Source organism: Acetobacter malorum (genome assembly GCF_002153605.1).
Classification (GTDB): domain Bacteria; phylum Pseudomonadota; class Alphaproteobacteria; order Acetobacterales; family Acetobacteraceae; genus Acetobacter; species Acetobacter malorum_A.
The window spans coordinates 18,167-35,664 of the sequence record NZ_JOPG01000003.1; the positions used below are offsets into that span (position 1 = coordinate 18,167).

Annotated in this window: 15 protein-coding genes and 1 tRNA gene; 2 read left to right on the forward strand and 14 right to left on the reverse strand. The window is 56.0% G+C overall.

The window, feature by feature from the left end; translation table 11 throughout:
• Nucleotides 1-6: 6 nt before the first annotated feature.
• From msrA to HK23_RS01540, 5 genes are all read right to left on the reverse strand, one after another.
• Nucleotides 7-549: a peptide-methionine (S)-S-oxide reductase MsrA gene (gene msrA, locus HK23_RS01520; protein WP_086652626.1), complete on the reverse strand. Its 543-nt coding sequence runs from the start codon at nucleotides 547-549 to the stop codon at nucleotides 7-9.
• Nucleotides 550-628: 79 nt separating this feature from the next.
• A complete protein-coding gene (locus HK23_RS01525; RefSeq protein WP_086652658.1) occupies nucleotides 629-3,322 on the reverse strand; it encodes a valine--tRNA ligase in 2,694 nt (897 codons plus the stop codon).
• 181 nt (nucleotides 3,323-3,503) lie between these two features.
• A complete protein-coding gene (locus tag HK23_RS01530; RefSeq protein WP_086652627.1) occupies nucleotides 3,504-4,937 on the reverse strand; it encodes a TolC family outer membrane protein in 1,434 nt (477 codons plus the stop codon).
• A 280-nt stretch (nucleotides 4,938-5,217) separates the two neighbouring features.
• A tRNA-Cys gene (locus tag HK23_RS01535) sits at nucleotides 5,218-5,291 on the reverse strand.
• Between the two features lie 209 nt (nucleotides 5,292-5,500).
• On the reverse strand, nucleotides 5,501-6,307 hold the full coding sequence (locus HK23_RS01540; protein WP_256940008.1) for an SDR family NAD(P)-dependent oxidoreductase: 807 nt from the start codon (nucleotides 6,305-6,307) through the stop codon (nucleotides 5,501-5,503).
• A gap of 73 nt (nucleotides 6,308-6,380) precedes the next feature.
• Here HK23_RS01540 and HK23_RS01545 point away from each other — a divergent pair, with 73 nt between their 5' ends.
• Nucleotides 6,381-7,526, forward strand: a complete 1,146-nt coding sequence (locus HK23_RS01545) for a hypothetical protein (RefSeq protein ID WP_063908266.1) — start codon at nucleotides 6,381-6,383, stop codon at nucleotides 7,524-7,526.
• Nucleotides 7,527-7,574: 48 nt separating this feature from the next.
• Here the strand turns inward: HK23_RS01545 and thiL are convergent, their stop codons facing one another.
• Genes thiL through nrdR form a run of 3 tightly spaced genes read right to left on the reverse strand, consistent with a single transcriptional unit; the run spans nucleotide 7,575 to nucleotide 9,598 of the window.
• On the reverse strand, nucleotides 7,575-8,549 hold the full coding sequence (gene thiL, locus HK23_RS01550) for a thiamine-phosphate kinase (RefSeq protein WP_256940009.1): 975 nt from the start codon (nucleotides 8,547-8,549) through the stop codon (nucleotides 7,575-7,577).
• The gene (gene nusB, locus HK23_RS01555) at nucleotides 8,533-9,060 is read right to left on the reverse strand and encodes a transcription antitermination factor NusB (protein WP_086652629.1); all 528 of its coding nucleotides are present in this window, start codon (nucleotides 9,058-9,060) and stop codon (nucleotides 8,533-8,535) included. The genes thiL and nusB overlap by 17 nt, the downstream gene beginning before the upstream one ends.
• 37 nt (nucleotides 9,061-9,097) lie before the next feature.
• On the reverse strand, nucleotides 9,098-9,598 hold the full coding sequence (gene nrdR / locus HK23_RS01560; protein WP_063908416.1) for a transcriptional regulator NrdR: 501 nt from the start codon (nucleotides 9,596-9,598) through the stop codon (nucleotides 9,098-9,100).
• A gap of 153 nt (nucleotides 9,599-9,751) precedes the next feature.
• Between nrdR and HK23_RS01565 the strand changes: the two genes are divergently transcribed.
• Entirely contained in the window at nucleotides 9,752-10,240 is a 489-nt protein-coding gene (locus HK23_RS01565) for a copper chaperone PCu(A)C (RefSeq protein WP_086652630.1), read from the forward strand.
• Nucleotides 10,241-10,325: 85 nt separating this feature from the next.
• Here HK23_RS01565 and glpK read toward each other — a convergent pair whose 3' ends face one another.
• The 6 genes from glpK to HK23_RS01595 form a co-directional block, all read right to left on the reverse strand.
• Nucleotides 10,326-11,825: a glycerol kinase GlpK gene (gene glpK / locus HK23_RS01570; RefSeq protein ID WP_086652631.1), complete on the reverse strand. Its 1,500-nt coding sequence runs from the start codon at nucleotides 11,823-11,825 to the stop codon at nucleotides 10,326-10,328.
• A 27-nt stretch (nucleotides 11,826-11,852) separates the two neighbouring features.
• Nucleotides 11,853-12,677 (reverse strand): MIP/aquaporin family protein, encoded by an 825-nt coding sequence (locus tag HK23_RS01575; protein WP_086652632.1) that lies wholly within the window; start codon nucleotides 12,675-12,677, stop codon nucleotides 11,853-11,855.
• 54 nt (nucleotides 12,678-12,731) lie between these two features.
• On the reverse strand, nucleotides 12,732-14,252 hold the full coding sequence (gene glpD / locus HK23_RS01580; RefSeq protein ID WP_086652633.1) for a glycerol-3-phosphate dehydrogenase: 1,521 nt from the start codon (nucleotides 14,250-14,252) through the stop codon (nucleotides 12,732-12,734).
• A gap of 94 nt (nucleotides 14,253-14,346) precedes the next feature.
• Entirely contained in the window at nucleotides 14,347-15,150 is an 804-nt protein-coding gene (locus HK23_RS01585; protein WP_086652634.1) for a DeoR/GlpR family DNA-binding transcription regulator, read from the reverse strand.
• Nucleotide 15,151: 1 nt separating this feature from the next.
• Nucleotides 15,152-17,020 carry a DNA helicase RecQ gene (gene recQ / locus HK23_RS01590; RefSeq protein WP_086652635.1) on the reverse strand — a complete coding sequence of 623 codons (1,869 nt, stop codon included), beginning with the start codon at nucleotides 17,018-17,020 and terminating at the stop codon, nucleotides 15,152-15,154.
• Nucleotides 17,021-17,047: 27 nt separating this feature from the next.
• Nucleotides 17,048-17,428, reverse strand: coding sequence for an OmpA family protein (locus HK23_RS01595; protein WP_063908273.1), 381 nt, complete (start codon nucleotides 17,426-17,428; stop codon nucleotides 17,048-17,050).
• Nucleotides 17,429-17,498 lie beyond the last annotated feature (70 nt).

The following is a 17,498-nucleotide window of genomic DNA, read 5'->3' on the forward strand; positions in this document are numbered from 1 at the left end:
AGCAGTTCAGACGTCTGCGCGTTTGAAGTGGGACGCGTAGAGTTTGCGGGCCTTAGCAACCTTAGGTGCAATAACGGCCTGACAATAGCCTGTGTTCGGATTGCGCTCATAGTAATCGAAATGCATGGCTTCAGCGGGCCAGAAGGTCTCTAACGGGACAATCTCGGTGACAATCGGCGCATCCCATAGGTCAGCCTTTTCAATTTCCGCCTTAACCATCAGGGCAGCGTTTTTCTGCTCTTCATCCGCGTAGAAAATGGCAGAGCGATATTGTGTGCCAATATCGTCCCCCTGCCGGTTCAAAGTGGTGGGGTTGTGGAGTGTGAAGAAAATTCTCAGCACATCCTCATATCCGATTACGTTCGGATCGAACTCCAGCCGAATGACTTCTGCATGGCCGGTCTGGCCGGTGCAAACCTGTTTATAGGTCGGTTCTGCCGTATGGCCGCCCGCGTAACCGGGGGCGATGGAGAGAATCCCCGCCATGTCCCGAAAAACAGCTTCCATGCACCAGAAGCACCCGCCGCCAAGAACGATAGACTGGGACATGCTCATTCCTTCACTGTATTGCGTTCTGAGGCCTGTGGCGCTCCTTTAAAAAGCGTCACAGGCCTCAAAGCTAGGTGGTTCAGGCGATGCGGGCGAGTGCCGCTTTCAGCCGAATACTTTCACCTTGCTGCGCCTCCAGACGACCCCGCATTTCCTGAACGATTTCAGGTTTAGCGCGTGAAACGAAATTTTCGTTCCCGAGTTTTTTCTCAGTCTTGGCAATTTCATCGTCTGCCTTGGTAAGCTCCTTCTTCAGGCGCTCCTGCTCGGCGGTAATATCAATCAGCCCTTCCAGCGGAATGATCAGCGTTGCTTCATCCACAACGGCCTGAGCCGAACCACGCGGCACGTCACCCTGTTGCGGGGCAACATGAGAAACCCGCGCCATGCGGCCAATGGCTTCCTGCCAGCGTTCAGCCCGCTCCATGGTTTCCGGTGCAGCATCCTGCAGGAAAACCGGGGCTTTCTGTGACGGCGGGACATTCATTTCCGCACGGACCGTCCGGATTTCAGAAATCAGCCGGATGATGTGATCGCACTCTGCCTGAGCTGCTTCAGCCCCAGCTACAACGATCGGCTCTGGCCATGCCTCAGAAATCAGGCTGCCCTGTTTACCAAAACCGAATTCGGTCCAGAGTTCATCCGTTACAAATGGCATGACGGGCTGCAACAGCCGCAGAATAATACCCAGAACATACGCGGCAACAGCGCGGATTTCAGCGGCTTCTGCTGCATCATCGGACGCAAAAATTGGCTTGGCGAATTCAAGGAACCAGTCACAGAAGCGGTTCCAGACAAAGCGATAGCAGCTCAGCGCGTATTCATCGAAGCGATAGGCTTCCAGAGCTTTGGTTGCCTCCTGAATAGCCGTGGAAGCTTCCGCAATAATCCACTTACCAAGAGGAGATGTCACGCTGTGCGGGTCAAATCCGTCCTGCGCCTTCACGCCATTCATTTCACAGAAGCGGGCCGCGTTCCAGATTTTGGTGACAAAGGCGCGGTAGTCTTCAACCTTTTTCCGGCCCAGCTTCACGTCACGGCCAATGCCTGTCAGCGCGCAGATGGTGAAGCGCAGCGCATCAGCACCGTAGGCGTCAATAAGCTCAAGCGGATCAATCCCGTTGCCTTTGCTCTTGGACATTTTCTGGCCGCGTTCATCCCGCACCAGACCGTGGATGAAAATGTCGCGGAACGGCACGTCATGCATGAAGTGCTGGCCCATCATGATCATCCGGGCGACCCAGAAGAAAATGATGTCAAAACCGGTTACCAGAACGTCGGTCGGATAATAGCGTGCGAGTTCAGGTGTCTTATCCGGCCAGCCCAGTGTGGAAAACGGCCACAGACCAGATGAGAACCACGTATCCAGAACATCTTCATCCTGAGACAGGGTTTCGGTCTTGCCGTAATGGGCATCGGCCTGCTTCTGCGCGTCCTCTGCATCATGCGCCACAAACACGTGCCCGTCCGGGCCATACCATGCCGGGATACGGTGCCCCCACCAGAGCTGGCGGGAAATGCACCAGGGCTGGATGTCTCGCATCCACGCAAAGAACGTATTTTCCCACTGTTTGGGCACAAAGGAAATTTTACCGCTGGTGACGGCCTCAATGGCAGGTCCGGCCAGCTTGCCGGCATCGCAATACCATTGTGTGGTCAGACGCGGTTCAATAACTGCGCCGCCCCGCTCTGCATGGGGAACCTGATGGCGGTGCGGCTCAATCTTCTCCAGCCATTCCAGTCTTTCCAGCTCAGCGACGATGTTCTTACGGGCGTCCTCTCGGGAAACACCTGCCAGACTTCTCACAAAAGCCGGGTCAGCAAGACCGTCAACGCTGGTCAGTTCTTCTTCAATTTCGTCCAGAACAACGCGTGCCTGCTCATCCAGAATGGAGAGCATAGGCAGGTTGTGTCGACGCCCCACCTCGAAATCGTTAAAATCATGCGCCGGGGTGATCTTCACCGCACCGGTGCCTTTTTCCGGGTCGGAGTGCAGATCGGCTACGATGGGAATCAGGCGTCCCGTCAGTGGGAGGCGAACAGACTGGCCAACCAGCGCTGCGTAGCGCTCATCTTCCGGATGGACAGCAACAGCGACGTCGCCCAGCATGGTTTCAGGCCGTGTCGTAGCGACCGTAATGGTTTCACCGGCTTTGCCCTCAACGGGGTAACGGATGTACCAGAGCTTCCCTGCGACGTCTTTGCTTTCGACTTCAAGGTCGGAAATGGCGGAGCGGAACATCGGGTCCCAGTTGACCAGACGACGGTCCCGGTAAATCAGCCCTTCCTTATAAAGGGTGACAAAAACCTCCTTGACCGCGCGGGACAGCCCTTCATCCATGGTAAAGCGTTCACGCGGCCAGTCGAGAGACGCCCCCAGTCGACGCAACTGGCGCGTAATGCCGCCACCAGACTCTTCTTTCCATTTCCAGACGCGCTGGACGAAAGCTTCGCGCCCCATCTCCTGTCGGGTGGTGTTTTCTGTGGCCAGTGCCCGCTCGACAACCATCTGCGTGGCAATGCCAGCATGGTCGGTGCCAGGCTGCCACAGGGTATCAAACCCCTGCATCCGCTTCCAGCGCACCAGCGTGTCCTGCAGGGTCATGGTCAGAGCATGCCCCATATGGAGGGTGCCTGTCACATTCGGCGGTGGAATCATGATAGTGAACGACTTCTTGCCGCTCTGCGGGTTAGCCGAAAATGCCTTTTCGCTCTCCCACAGCTCGTAAAGTTTCTTCTCTGTCTCAGCAGGCTCAAAAGTCTTGTTCAGCATGATATCCAACCAGAAAACATAAAAAGGCGGAAGGCATGTCCTGCCCCCGCCTTTGCAGAGTTATAGTCCGAGCTTCCCGTGCAGGAAACATCTGACAGGGCTACTTTTCATCGAAGGGACAAAAAACAAGACTGTCAGACTAAAAGCCGATCTATATTTGTTGGCAACCCGGTGCCAGTTTTTAACGACCAGGCTGGTTCACAGCATAGTCGTTCAGCCCCCACAGACGATCTTTTACAGCTTTGTAATAAGCTTTGTCGTCATAGAGTGGAACGTTCAGTTGGAGATCTGCTGCTGTCAGACGACCGATGGCAGAGGCGACATTATAGGACGCGAGAACCATGTTGCTCAGGCTCTGCACCAGTGCGACCTGAGCCTGAAGCAATGTTTCCTGCTGCTGCAGGACTTCCAGCGTTGTGCTGGTGCCCACAATAGCCTGACGCTCAACACCATCAAGAGCGACCGTACCGGCTTTAATGGCCATCCGGTTGCTGGAGATAGCCGCCTGATAGGAAACCAGCTTCTGCCAGTTTGAAACGGCGTCCTGTGCGGCTGTCCGGCGCTGAATATCAACTTCGCGATGGGCTGCCTGCGCCTGCTGTTTGGCCTGCCGGACAGCCGCATATTCCGAACCACCCTGATAAACAGGAATATTGAAATTCAGCATGGCATATTTATTTTCATCAATCTGATGATTCAGGCTTTGGTTGATTTGCCTGCTGTAAGCTGCCGTTGCTGAAATCTTGGGCATGATAGCCGCCATAGCCACAGCGACTGCATCTTTCTGAGAGGATTCGGTGAAAAGAGCGTTAATCACGTCAGGATTGTTCTTGACCGCCATAGCGGCCGCAGTCTGTTCGTTTTTAACGGGCAGCACGAGAGGTTGAGGTGGCACAAGATTAGGGGGAGGAGCCATCCCCACAATCTGCATGTAGGTGGCTTGCGCTGTCTGAAGGGTGCCTTCGGACTGCTGTCGCGTGGCTTTCGCTGACGCGTAAGCAGATTCAGCCTGAGCCACGTCGGTCCGGGTAATTTCCCCGACCTTGAAGCGTTCATTGGTAGCCCGCAGCTGCTGCTGCAGAACGCGTTCGTTATTGATGTTGAGCTGCAGAAGCTGTTCGTCTTCAATTACGCTCACATAAGCGTTTACAACATTTTTGAAGACCTGCTGTTCAACTGAAATCAGGTTGGCGCGTGCTGCCATGACTTTATTGACGGCCTGATGCGTGGACGCTGTCGTTTTGCCGCCACTATAGATCGGCTGCTGAATAGTAACACCTGCTGTATAGCCGGGGGTATCATAAACACGTAGATAACCAGGCTGATCTGCTGAGCCTTGATAATCGTTTGTCCCCTTGTAATAACTGAGACCGACACTCCCTGTCACTGTAGGACGCCAGCCAGCCAGCGCTGTGGGGACTTGCTCATCTGTTGCACGTAATGTTGCACGTGCCTGCTGCAGTGTGGGGTTGGTCAGATAAGCTGAGGCAAGAGCTTCCTGCAGCGTATGCGGAATAAAGCTGGGGGAGCCGCTTCCATCATACTTCTGGGCCCACGCAGTGGAACTGCAAAGCATGGCGGCCATGCCCATCCCGACCCCGTAAATACGCCGCATTTGTTTCTCCTGCCTAAATTAGAGCACAAATAAATAGTTGCCACTTCATGCCACGATGAAGGGTGCATTTCTATCTTTTATCATCTAAAAAATCTGAATCATGACAAAAGCTGGCGTTTCATTGCGTTAAAAAGCGCAATTACGAAAATCAAAAGAAAACCGACTGGCCATTACAGTTTTCTGCAGTTTTCCTGGAAACGCATTCGCTTAGGCAGCTTTACAAATAACTACCCACTAAATTTTGGAAAAACCACATGAGATTTTTAGCTTAACTAAAAACTGGAGGTCCGGGCGGGAATCGAACCCACGTACGCGGATTTGCAGTCCGCTGCATCACCATTCTGCCACCGGACCGGCGTGGTGTGTGGGCCTTATCTCTCTTAAAGCCGCTTTGGTCAAGTCATTGTATGAATGATTTTTAGCACACTTCATGACAAGGCTTTGCGGCGTTTTTTTATCGGTCTTCAACCCGGAGAGCGGGCCGTAAGTTTGTTTGGTGGCCACCCTCGTGGCATCCGCCAGATACCGGACAGGTAAACTCACCGGAGATGCTGGATTTCATCCTATCCGCCTGCGTGCTCTTTCTGTCCCACATCCAGACTTTGCAGGATATGCTTGCGCAGGAATGCCGGCAGCAGGCGTTCAGCAACACGCAAGACCCGAAATGGCCAGGGGAAAATAAGCTCTTCCTGCCCGTTCTTGATGGCTTTCATGATCCGGCGAGCAGCACTGCCTGCTGAGACCAGAAACGGACGCGGCCCTTCCAGTCTCTGGCTCATCGGGGTGTCGACAAAACCCGGCACAACGAGGGTCAATTGAATATTTTTGGGTCGCCAGGCCAGATTGGCGGCCTGAGCAAAGCAGGCGAGGCCTGCCTTGGAGCTACTGTAGGATGCCGCAAATGGTAGTTCATAGAAGCCGGCGACAGACCCAATCAGAACAATTTTTCCGTAGCCTTGATGGAGCATGCTTTGTGCTGCTGCCGTCGCAAGCGTTACCGGCGTTGCATAATTGACCAGCGCGAGCTTCAGAACGCCGGCAGGGTCTTCTGTCTGCTGATCGGGTGATTTGATATCGGACAACCCTGCTCCCAGGATAACCAGATCGAGACCGTGTCTAGCCTGATCTTCCCGGATAGCGCTAAGGGCTGCCTCACCATTGGAGAGATCAATCTGACGAGGGAAAACCTCAGCTCCACGGGCGCAGCACAGCTTGGCAATGGTGTCCAGCCGCTCTTTATTGCGCCCCCAGAGCATGAGGGTGCGGCCCGGTTTCGCATAGCGTTTTGCCAGCTCCATCCCAATGCCGCCAGTGGCTCCGGTAATCAGCACAGACCGGAGTTCGTGCCCGCTCGTTGAGACCTTGTTCACACTTCCCCCTTTTCCATTCCGTCGGAATGATGCATCACCTTGCGGTTTCCAGGCCCAGTTTGATGGAGTACCGATGACTACCCCGAACCAGATCGTCGTTTCCGCCGTCTCGGGCGCTCGTCAGCTTTCGCTCTTCATCAAGCTTCCGCGCCTTCTTTACAACGACCAGCCCAGCTATGTCCCGCCTCTGGATATGGAGCAGCGCGATATGCTCCACCCGCGTCGGTCGCCGTTCTTCAGCCATGGCACAGCATGTTACTTTCTGGCCTGGCGGGATGGGAAGCCCATCGGGCGAATATCCGCTCAGATTGATACACTCGCTCTTGAGCAACCTGGCCCCAGAACAGGTTTTTTTGGTGCACTGGATGCTTTGGACACCGAGTGCGTCAAACCCCTGCTGGATGCGGCAACGGGCTGGCTCAAAGCGCAGGGTATTGAACGGATCAGAGGACCTTGGACCCTGAATTATCATGGTGAATCGGGCACTATGATTGAAGGGCAGATGGAACCTCCCATGATCGGTACAGGCTGGCACCCGGCTACACTGGGGCCAGCTATTGAACAGGCCGGCTTCTCGAAAGCCATGGATCTGCTGTCTTACAGAATGGAAACCAGCCCGGCAGCCGAGCAGGCCAACCGGATTCCCGCCAATCTGCGCCAGCGGCTGGGTGGCATCACGGTGCGCGGGCTACGCAAGGACCATATTGATGAAGACGCGGACATCCTGCGGTCGATCTATAACGACGCATGGGAAGGCACGTGGGGCAATGTCCCCATTACAGAAATTGAAATCCGCTCCCTGCTCAAAGCGTTAAAGCCCGTTTTGCGGCCGGAGCAGTATGTTCTGGTTGAATTTAAAGGGGAGCCGGTTGCGATTGCGCTGGTTATCCCGAATATTTTTGACCTGAATGGTGATGTTGGCGGTGCGCCCTCCCCGCTTGGCTGGGTCAAGCTGGCGTCGCGTTTGATTGCGCATGATTTTTATTCTGCGCGCGTAATTCTTCTGGGCGTAAAGAAAAAGCTCGCTGGTACGGCCCTCAGCGCCATTATTCCCGGGTTGCTGATTGATGAGCTAATGAAGCGCGGTCGGGACCTGCCTTATCGTACGATTGAGCTGGGCTGGGTGCTGGAAACCAACATGCCTATTCGCAACCTGATCGAGCGGATTGTGCCTGTTCCCTACAAGCGGCATCGCATGTACGAAAAGCTGCTTTCCTGATGGCGTCAGGTCAGGCTGAAAATTCTCTTTTCAGCCTGATCGTCCCGCTTAAAGATGGCTCCAGCCACCTTTGGTGAACGTCATGGACTGGCCATTGCCGTCAAGAACCTGTACGCCCACTTTTCCTTCGTGAAACTGGCCAATACGAGTTACCGGGACGGAGCCGTGAGGGGTTTCTAATGCCCCAGCCTGTTTGAGGGCAGCCTCGTGGGCAGGCGGGACTGCAAACAAAATCTCGTAATCGTCGCCACCCGTGAGGCATACGTCCAGCCAGTCGGGACCACAGGCTATAGCTGCATCGGACCGTGGAACAGCATGAGCAGTCAGGGTCACAGCCAGCCCATTCTCACGCGCAAGGTGGCCTGCGTCCTGCAGGAGGCCATCAGAGACGTCCATGGCTGCGGAGGCCAGACCATAGAGTGGCAGGCCTATACGGGGCTGAGGGAGCCTGTAACGGCTTGCAAGGTAACCGGAGGGGTCACTCAGATGCCTTTGCAGGACACGCAGACCTAGCGCGCCGTCACCAATCGTTCCGGTCACCCAGAGGCCATCCCCGGCCTGTGCGCCGACGCGTCGGATAGCCTGCCCGCGAAGAACGGAGCCCAGAATGGTCAGAGAAAGGACGAGAGGCCCCGACGTGGAAGTTGTGTCCCCTCCCAGCAGACTGAGGCCAAAATGCTTCTGATCAGCCTTCAGACCGCTACAGAAGGCTGTAAACCATGCATCATCCAGTCCCGGAGGGCGGGCCAGTGTAAGCAACCACCCCTCAGGGGTCGCGCCCATGGCGGCAAGATCGGACAGATTGCAGCGGAGGAGCTTGCGCCCGATTGTCTCAGGGGGATCGTCTGGCAGGAAATGAACGTTTTCCACCATCGCATCGGCGGCAATAACCAGTTCCATGCCTGCCGGGGGTGTAAAAACAGCAGCATCATCCTTCAGGCCCAGCGCTGCCGGGCCTGCAAGCTCGGAAAAGTGCCGATGGATGAAGCTGAATTCCTGCGGCAGATCAGTCAGCGGGACCACCTTCTTTTTCTTCGTCTTCCGTCGGACCGCTGACCAGTCTTTTCATAATGGTATCCAGCACTCCGTTAACCAGCTTGGGTTCATCACCCGAGAAGAAGCCGTGTGCGATGTCCATATATTCGTTAATCAGCACACGTGCCGGCACGCTGGCTTCCAGCGCTTCCCCTATAGCTGCCTGAAACAGGGCACGCAGAACCGGGTCCAGACGCGCCACAGGCCATGAGGCCGGAAGTGTTTGAGTCAGCTGTTCCAGAATAACACCGCGTTCCGCAACACCTTGCCTGACAATGGTGCAGAAAAGCTGCGTGTCTGCCTCAGGGATGCATCCTTCGTCATAAGACGCATTATCCAGCGTGGTGCCAAACCGGTGCACCAGAAACTGCTGAATGACGCTTTCCGGGCGATCTTCATTCTGCTCAATCTGAAAAAGAGCCTGAATGGCGGCAACGCGGGCAGCGGTGCGGGGCCGTTGCGCGCCTTTAAGTTCTGAATGGTCCTGCAGCTCTGTCATTCCCTATCTCCTGCTACCCGTGTGAGGGAGCGGGGTTTCATGGCTTCTTTATGCCACGAGGTCCAGTCTTTTCCTGCGAATCAGGCTCTAACGAGTCCATTGACGTCAGAATTTCCGAAAAATCCCGCCCTTCCGTGAAGTCTCTATAGACACTCGCAAAGCGGACATATCCGACAGTATCGACCTCTCTTAACCCATCCATCGCCAGTTCCCCGATACGCGCGGAGGGCACCTCTGTTTCCCCGGCCGCCTCAAGCTGCCTTACCAGACCTGTGACAATCTGTTCGATTCTGCTTTCAGACACAGGACGCTTGCGCAGAGCGATCCGGATGGAACGGGTGATTTTCTCCCGCTCGAAAGGCGCACGCCGACCATCAGCCTTGACGACAATCAGATCGCGCAGCTGTACACGTTCAACTGTTGTGAAACGCTGGCCGCAGGACAGACAGGCTCTGCGCCGGCGAATGGCAGAACCTTCCTCGTTGGGACGACTGTCCTTGACCTGACTATCCGGGTTCCCACAAAAAGGGCAACGCATCGTGACGTGAGCCTTTCTCACTCTGGCACTGAAAGGGCCGATGCTTTTTCAAGCTTGGCCTTCTGGCGCGACATTGCGGTATAGTGACCGCAATAAAATTCTTTTGCCCCACCAGTTTATACCGGTCCCGGGCTATTAAAAACTGGAGTTACGATGAAAATGCGTTTTCGTGCTGGCTGTGTCGCTGCAATGCTGGCTGGCTTTGCTCTCGCAGGCCCCGTTTTGGCGGAAGATCGGGACCCTGATAAATCCCTGCCCGGCCAGACTGACGCTCAGAAAGATATCACCATTACCAACACGAGCATGCAGTTCATCAAGAGCGAAAACCGCATGGCAGGCGTTTATTTTACAATCGCGAACGATGGTGGCAATGCCCACCTGATGACCGATGTCCGGTCTTCTGCATGTCGGACACTGGTGGGGCACCACTCTGATCAGGAAAGCACGCCGGGCACACTGTCCCTGTTTACGCATCTTTCCTTACCCGCGCATACAACGCTCGTGTTTCCGCGTGGAGGGTATCATCTGCTGTGTCTGGATCCGGACGCCTCCATCCAGCCGGGGCAAGATGTTTCCTTTACCTTCAGCTTTCTGGGCGGTTCGTCTAAAACCGTAACAATGAAAATGGATCAGGCTCAGTAAGCGCGCTCTGCTAGCAGGGTTTGTTTTCCTCCCGGCTGCTGCCTCATCATGAGACACAAGCCGGGAGAGAAAAGTAGTGCAAACGTTAAACGGAGCTGGGGTTCGTCAGCGTCCGCTTAACGGCCTGATGCCAGCCCGCAATCATGGTTTTACGCTGCTCGTTGGCCATGGAGGGCTTGAACAGCGCGCCGCGGGCCCATTCAGACGCCAGCGTCTTTTCATTTTCCCAGACCCCGGTTGCCAGACCGGCAAGGAAGCCGGCACCCAGAGCTGTCGTTTCAATGTTGCTCGGACGCTCAACATTGACTTGCAGCATGTCGGCCAGGAACTGACAGAACCAGTCATTGGCGGCCATACCGCCATCAACGCGCAGAGCTTCAGTGGTCCCTGCCCCGTCCTGCGTCATGGCTGTGACCAGATCCAGCGTCTGATAGGCCACAGATTCCAGAGCCGCACGCGCAATATGAGCAGCTGTCGCATCAAGCGTCAGACCGCAGATCAGGCCGCGAGCATCCGGGTCCCAGTGCGGAGCGCCAAGCCCGACAAATCCCGGCACCATGTAAACGCCATGGCTGTGTGGCACGCGCGTCGCCATATCGTCTGTCTGTGATGCATGCGTAATCAGATGCAGGCCATCACGCAGCCACTTGATAGCGGCACCCGCCACAAAGATGGAGCCTTCCAGCGCGTAAGACGTCTTGCCGTTGATACGGTAAGCAATGGTCGTCAGCATCCGGTTTTTGGAGGTGACTGGCTTTTCACCCGTATTCAGCAGCACAAAACAGCCTGTCCCGTAAGTCGCTTTCGCCATGCCCTGAGAGAAACAAGCCTGCCCGACAACAGCGGCCTGTTGGTCCCCTGCCATACCGGCAATGGGGATGGTACGGCCGAACAGAGCGGGATCTGTCTCACCAAAAATGGTGCTGTTGTCTTTTACCTCTGGCAACAGAGCAGCCGGAATACGGAACAACCGCAGCAGATCATCATCCCACTTCTGTGTGTGGATATCGAACAACAGGGTTCGCGCGGCATTGGTGATATCCGTGGCATGCACCTTCCCGCCCGTCAGACGCCAGAGCAGGAAGGAATCAATCGTGCCGAATGCCAGTTCGCCTTTTTCGGCTCTGGCGCGTGCGCCGGACACATTATCAAGCAGCCAGGCCAGTTTGGTGGCGGAAAAATAGGGGTCCAGTAGCAGGCCCGTCCGTTCACGGACAAGCGCTTCAGCTCCTTCATCCCGCAGTTTCTGGCAGACAGATGCTGTGCGGCGATCCTGCCAGACAATGGCACGATGGATCGGCTTACCCGTTGCGCGTTCCCACACGACGATGGTTTCGCGCTGGTTGGTAATACCAATCCCGGCAATGCGGCTGGTGCCACCGGCTTTTTCCAGCGCTGCTGTGGCTGTGGCCTTTGCGTCGTTCCAGATGTCTTCCGGACAATGTTCTACCCAGCCGGGTTCAGGATAGTGCTGAGCAAACTCCTGGCGAGCACTTGAAATTTCCTGGGCATTTCGATCGAACACAATACTGCGCGTAGAGGTCGTGCCCTGATCAATCGCCAATACGTAGTCTTGCTTGCTCATCGCACGTTATCCTTATGGCTGGAGCAATTAATCTTGAGCAACGTCAGGCTGCCGTGCCCGAACGATCGCTGGCATGAAGGGTTTTACAACCCCCTGATAGAACCCGGCCCCCACTACACCGCCCAGAAGCGGTCCGGCAACCGGCACCCACCAGTAATTTCCAGGAGACGGGAAAGCTGCTTCCCCCCACCCGGCAAAGTAGCAGAACAGGCGAGGTCCAAAATCGCGCGCCGGATTAATGGCCCACGCTTCCAGATAGCCCGCAGAAGCGCCGATTGTTGCCACCAGCAGGCCGATAATCAGAGCGCCGGAGTTCGCCTGCGGAGCCTGCGTGTTGTATTCACAGGTCACCGCAAAAATTCCCAGAAGCAGCATGGCTGTCAGGATGGTTTCGTCCACAAAAGCATGCATCGGGGTGATGAAGTCGCCCGAATGGGTAAAGAAGACGCCTGCGGCTGCCCCGTCATGCCGCCAGTCCAGATGGTTGACGGCAGCATAATGCGCGATGACGGGAGAGAAGAGCGTGTAAACAATCACCGCGCCCAGAAAGCCGCCTACAACCTGTGCGGCCCAGTAGGGCACAACTTTTTTCCATGAAAAACCACGGTAACAGGCCAGCGCCAGTGTTACTGCGGGGTTGGCGTGTGTGCCGGAGACTGCGCCCGTGACGTAAATGGCAATCGTCACGCCCAGTCCCCAGACAATACAGACGCCCCAATACGCCATTTTATAGGGGCTGGGGTCGTAGAGCGCATACATCGCTGCTACGGAATCCCCAAAAACAATAATAATGAAGACCGCAATACATTCAGCGATCAGCTCGCCAATCAGGGCGCGTTGGGTGGTGGTCATACTTTCCTCTTTTTTGTTTTTTTATTTGGAAAGAGATGGCTCGGAATTAAAAAATCAGGCTACCTTCTTCTTAACATAGTCCGCAACAGCGTTCTTTTCTGCCTCGTTCAGGTGTAGGCCCATCTTGCTGCGACGCCACAGAACATCTTCCGGTGCGCGCGCCCATTCCTTGCCGATGAGGTAATCAACTTCACGCGTGGTGAGATCCCCACCCAGAAGTTCGCCCATATCCTGCATAGAGGCGGCCTCACCGATAATCTCATAGGCCCGGCTTCCATAATTGCGCATCAGGCGCCATGCAAGCTGTTCCGGCAACCACGGAGCCGCACGACGCAGACGAGCCAGTGCGCCAGCAAAGCCCCCTTCCCCGATATCACCACCAGGCAGCACTTCGCTGGCGGTCCAGCTTGCTCCGGCAACCACCGGCAACACGGGGGCCAGTTTTTCCAGAGCATGCTCAGCCAGCTTGCGGTACGTGGTGATCTTACCACCAAAGATGGAAAGCAGTGGAGCGCCGTCCGTCGTGTCCAGATCCAGCACGTAGTCACGCGTGACGGCAGATGCGTTGGCTGAAGCATCGTCATAGAGCGGACGCAGGCCAGCATAGCTCCAGACAACATCGCTTTCTTTGACCTGCGTCTGGAAATAGCGGTTCACGCTTTCACACAGATAGGTCACTTCATCCAGCGCAATCCCGACGGTGCCGGGAGCTTCCTTCCACGGAATATCCGTGGTGCCGATCAGCGTATAATTCTGCTCATAAGGGATAGCGAACACGATACGCTTATCCGGGTTCTGGAAGATATAAGCCTGCGGCCCCTCAAACACACGCGGGACAATGATATGGCTACCCTTGACCAGACGCACGGATTTGGAATTAGGAATTTTCAGTGTTTCAGAAAGCAGCTTGGCAACCCACGGGCCGGCCGCATTGACCAGCGCACGGGCGCGTACCGTGCTGGTCGTGCCTGTGGCACGATCTTCCAGAACAGCTTCCCAGACGCCATTTACCCGGTCTGCTTTGATCAGGCGGGTGCGGGTACGGATTTCGGCACCACGCTCAGCGGCATCCAGCGCATTCAGCACAACCAGTCGGCTATCCTGCACCCAGCCATCCGAATACACGAAGCCTTTGGTATATTCAGGCTTGAGCGGGCGACCGGAAGAATGCGTGCGGAAATCAACCGCACGGGACTTGGGCAGCGTCATGTTGGACGCCAGATGATCGTACAGGAACAGGCCTGCCTTGAGCATCCATGCCGGACGTACCAGTTTGGAGTGCGGCAGTACGAAGCGCATCGGCCACATGATGTGCGGTGCCATGGCCAGAAGGCGCTCACGTTCTGTCAGCGCTTCACGCACCAGACGGAATTCATAATATTCCAGATACCGCAGGCCACCGTGAATCAGTTTGGTGCTGGCGGAAGACGTATAACTCGCCAGATCATCCTGTTCGACAAGCAGAACGGAAGCCCCGCGCCCAACGGCATCGCGCGCAATACCTGCGCCATTAACGCCGCCACCAACAATCAGAAGATCATAGGGCTGTGCAGGAGAAGGAGCGGAATCTGACATTTTTTCTTCCAATTACACCAAAACGGGACACTGGCCTTATTCGTATCCGAAAAGGTAAGCCAAAAACAATGGCTTTAATGTGACGCAAATCGGCTCAGGAATCCTTTTTTGTTTTCTTTTCCGAAAATGCGCTTTCGTTTGCGATGTGCAGACGAACCCCCGCCTCTTTTAGAAGGTTACGAATGCCTTCAGGGGGCGCCTGATCTGTATAGAACGCACTGACCTCGGAAATGTGCCCGACACGGGCCATCGGCCGTCGTCTGAACTTTGTGTGATCAGCCAGAAGAAAGACGGTGCGCGAGTTTCGGATAATGGCCTGCGCAGCAGTAATTTCATCGACATCAAAGTCCAGCAACGTGCCGTCCTCATCAATGCCGCTGATGCCGATCACCCCAAAATCAGCCCGATACTGCTCAATCATGGCAGCAGCTGCCGGGCCGACAATGCCGCCATCACGCAGTCTTACCGTGCCGCCTGCAATCACAAGATTGCATTCCGGGGCTGGCGTCAGCAGGCTGGCAACATGAATGTTGTTGGTGATGACGCGCAAGGCTCTGTGCATCCTCAGAGAGCGCGCAAAAGCCTCGGTCGTGGTGCCAATATTGATAAACAGGGAGGCACCGTCCGGGATTGCCGCCGCTGCGCGCTCTCCAATGGCCTCTTTCTGTGACAGATTGAGAATCTGACGATCTGAGTAAGCAATATTTTCGGCAAAAGAGAGGGCACTGGCTCCCCCATGGTGGCGCGCCAGAGCACCTTCTGCCGCCATGCTGTTCACATCGCGCCGGACCGTCTGCACCGTGACATGCAGGGCCTTTGCCAGATCCTCATTCGCCACATAACCCTGCTGCTGCACAAAGTGCAGGATACGGGCGCGTCTTTCATCTACGGAGGCCATGTTATACTCCCTGTGCGGTCTTCAGAACCGCCAGAACGGCTTCCCCATAGCGCTCCAGCTTGGAACGACCAACGCCTTTCACTTCACCGAGTTCGGCAAGACTGGTCGGCATTTCCAGCGCAATATCCCGCAAGGCGGAGTCATGAAAGATCAGATAAGGCGGGATCTCCTGTTCCCGTGCCTCATCCAGCCGCCAGCTTCGGAGAGCCGCAAACAAAGCCTGTTTCTCTTCAGGCAGCTCGGCCAGCGCTTCCGGGGCACGGCTGCGGCTGGCAGCTTTTTCCAGTTCCTGCGTGGCATCAGCCCGCAAGTTAACAGATTCTTCGCCCCGCAGAATAGGCCGGGCGACCTCCTGATTAAGGGCAAGGCCGCTATATTGCCCTTCACTCCGCAAGGCCCCCCGGGCAATGAGCTGACGCCCGACGCCACGCCAGAACGGTTCGCTCTTGTCTTTCCCAATACCCCAGACAGACAGCGTGTCATGATGGTTACGCTCAACCGCCTCGGTCAGCTTGCCGCGTAAAACGGCGATAATATGCAGTGCGCCAAATCTTTGCCCGGTGCGATAGACGGTGGACAGAAACTTTCTGGCGGCATCCGTGCCATCAAACGTCACCACGGGATAACGGCAGTTATCGCAATGGCCGCACGGGCCTTCCAGCGTCTCACCAAAACAATGCAGCAACGCTCGTGTACGGCAGCCAGTCGTTTCCGTCAGGGCGATCATGGCTTCCAGACGGCTACGCATAATCCGCTTTTCGCTGTCCGGTGCACTGGACTGGTCCAGCCAGTAACGCGCGCGAGCCATATCCTCGCCACCATAAAGCAGAACGGTTTCAGACGGCAGGCCATCACGCCCTGCCCGCCCGATCTGCTGATAATAGGCTTCCGGAGAGCCGGGCATATCGAGATGGATAACAGCCCGCACGTCGGGCCGATCAATCCCCATCCCGAAAGCTACCGTCGCGACAATTACAATCGGCTCCCCTGAGCGGAACCGCAGTAAAGCGGCCCGCTTTTCAATCGCGGAGAGACCGGCGTGGAAAGCCAGCGCTGTCCAGCCCTTATCCCGCAGGGCGGAAGCAATACGCTCCGTGCGTGCGCGGCTGCCGCAATAGACGATACAGGCCTCGTCCCTGTGCCGTTCAAGCACAGCAGTGAGTTGCCGCATTTCTGAGGCTTTGGGGAGCGCGGCGATATTGAGGTTGGACCGATGGAAGCTGGAAACCAGAACCTCGGCGTGCGGCATATCCAGCGCACTGAGGATATCTTCCCGTGTGCGTTCATCGGCTGTGGCTGTAAGCGCAATGCGCGGAACATTGGGAAAATGTTTGGGGAGCGAGGCCAGCGCACGATATTCCGGCCGGAACTCATGCCCCCATGCAGAAATACAATGAGCTTCGTCAATCGCTATGATGGAAATAGGTTGCCGAGTCAGCCGCTCCAGCGTGCCGGGTGAAAGCAGGCGTTCAGGGGACACATACAGCAGATCAACGCGCCCGGCAGCCAGATCCGAGCGAATTTTCGCCGCTTCATCCCCTTCCAGTTCGGAATGGAGTGCTGCGGCGTTAATGCCAACCTGCCGTAACCCCGCCACCTGATCGTCCATCAGGGCAATTAAAGGAGAGATCACCAACCCCATGCCGGGGCGGCACAGAGCGGGGACCTGATAGCAAATACTTTTGCCACCACCTGTTGGCATCAGGACTAAGGCGTCACGGCCTTCCATGACGCATTCCACCGCCTGCCCCTGCAGGCTGCGGAAATCAGGAAAGCCAAAAACGGCGTGCAGGACGTCTTTTGGACTGGCACCCACAAACCGGTCACGCCCCCCGGCATCCCGCGCCAGAGCAGGAGCCGGAGGTGTCATGTCAGTTTGTAGTTCAGTCATAGAAAATCAGGGCGCTACCAGTTCAATTTCCACGCGACGCGCGCCAACAGTCATACCCTCGCCATTGCTCGGAGCGCGCGGTGTCTGGCGAATGCGATCCCCGGAGACACCATCCTCATGCAAGGTTGCCGCCACCAGTTTGGCACGCTGAATAGCAATCAGAGCGTCTGCTGAGAGGTCTCCGCCGCCGGCACCAGCATAGCCTTCAACCTGCACAATGCTGCCAGGGTTGCTCTCTGCCTTGCGTGCCGCTTCCGCAATCACGTTTCTGGCAGTGTCATTCAGTTCCACAGACTGATTGGAAAAGAAGACGACATATTTACGCCCCGGCTGGGAGGCGCACGCAGCAAGAATGGTCAGGCCCAGAAGAGGCAGGAGGCGACGCATGATGTTTATCCTCAACACGATAAAAAGACGCTCAAAGTAATTCTGTAAATTTGCCTGTAAAACTTACGGG

Bases quoted from the DNA above. Each gene is read 5' to 3' on its own strand.
- HK23_RS01585 (WP_086652634.1), bottom strand. From the start codon at position 15,150: ATGGCCTCCGTAGATGAAAGACGCGCCCGTATCCTGCACTTTGTGCAG.
- HK23_RS01545 (WP_063908266.1), top strand. From the start codon at position 6,381: ATGACTACCCCGAACCAGATCGTCGTTTCCGCCGTCTCGGGCGCTCGT.
- HK23_RS01575 (WP_086652632.1), bottom strand. From the start codon at position 12,677: ATGACCACCACCCAACGCGCCCTGATTGGCGAGCTGATCGCTGAATGT.
- glpD (WP_086652633.1), bottom strand. From the start codon at position 14,252: ATGTCAGATTCCGCTCCTTCTCCTGCACAGCCCTATGATCTTCTGATT.
- HK23_RS01525 (WP_086652658.1), bottom strand. From the start codon at position 3,322: ATGCTGAACAAGACTTTTGAGCCTGCTGAGACAGAGAAGAAACTTTAC.
- HK23_RS01530 (WP_086652627.1), bottom strand. From the start codon at position 4,937: ATGCGGCGTATTTACGGGGTCGGGATGGGCATGGCCGCCATGCTTTGC.
- recQ (WP_086652635.1), bottom strand. From the start codon at position 17,020: ATGACACCTCCGGCTCCTGCTCTGGCGCGGGATGCCGGGGGGCGTGAC.
- HK23_RS01565 (WP_086652630.1), top strand. From the start codon at position 9,752: ATGAAAATGCGTTTTCGTGCTGGCTGTGTCGCTGCAATGCTGGCTGGC.
- nusB (WP_086652629.1), bottom strand. From the start codon at position 9,060: ATGACAGAGCTGCAGGACCATTCAGAACTTAAAGGCGCGCAACGGCCC.
- glpK (WP_086652631.1), bottom strand. From the start codon at position 11,825: ATGAGCAAGCAAGACTACGTATTGGCGATTGATCAGGGCACGACCTCT.
- msrA (WP_086652626.1), bottom strand. From the start codon at position 549: ATGTCCCAGTCTATCGTTCTTGGCGGCGGGTGCTTCTGGTGCATGGAA.
- HK23_RS01595 (WP_063908273.1), bottom strand. From the start codon at position 17,428: ATGCGTCGCCTCCTGCCTCTTCTGGGCCTGACCATTCTTGCTGCGTGC.
- nrdR (WP_063908416.1), bottom strand. From the start codon at position 9,598: ATGCGTTGCCCTTTTTGTGGGAACCCGGATAGTCAGGTCAAGGACAGT.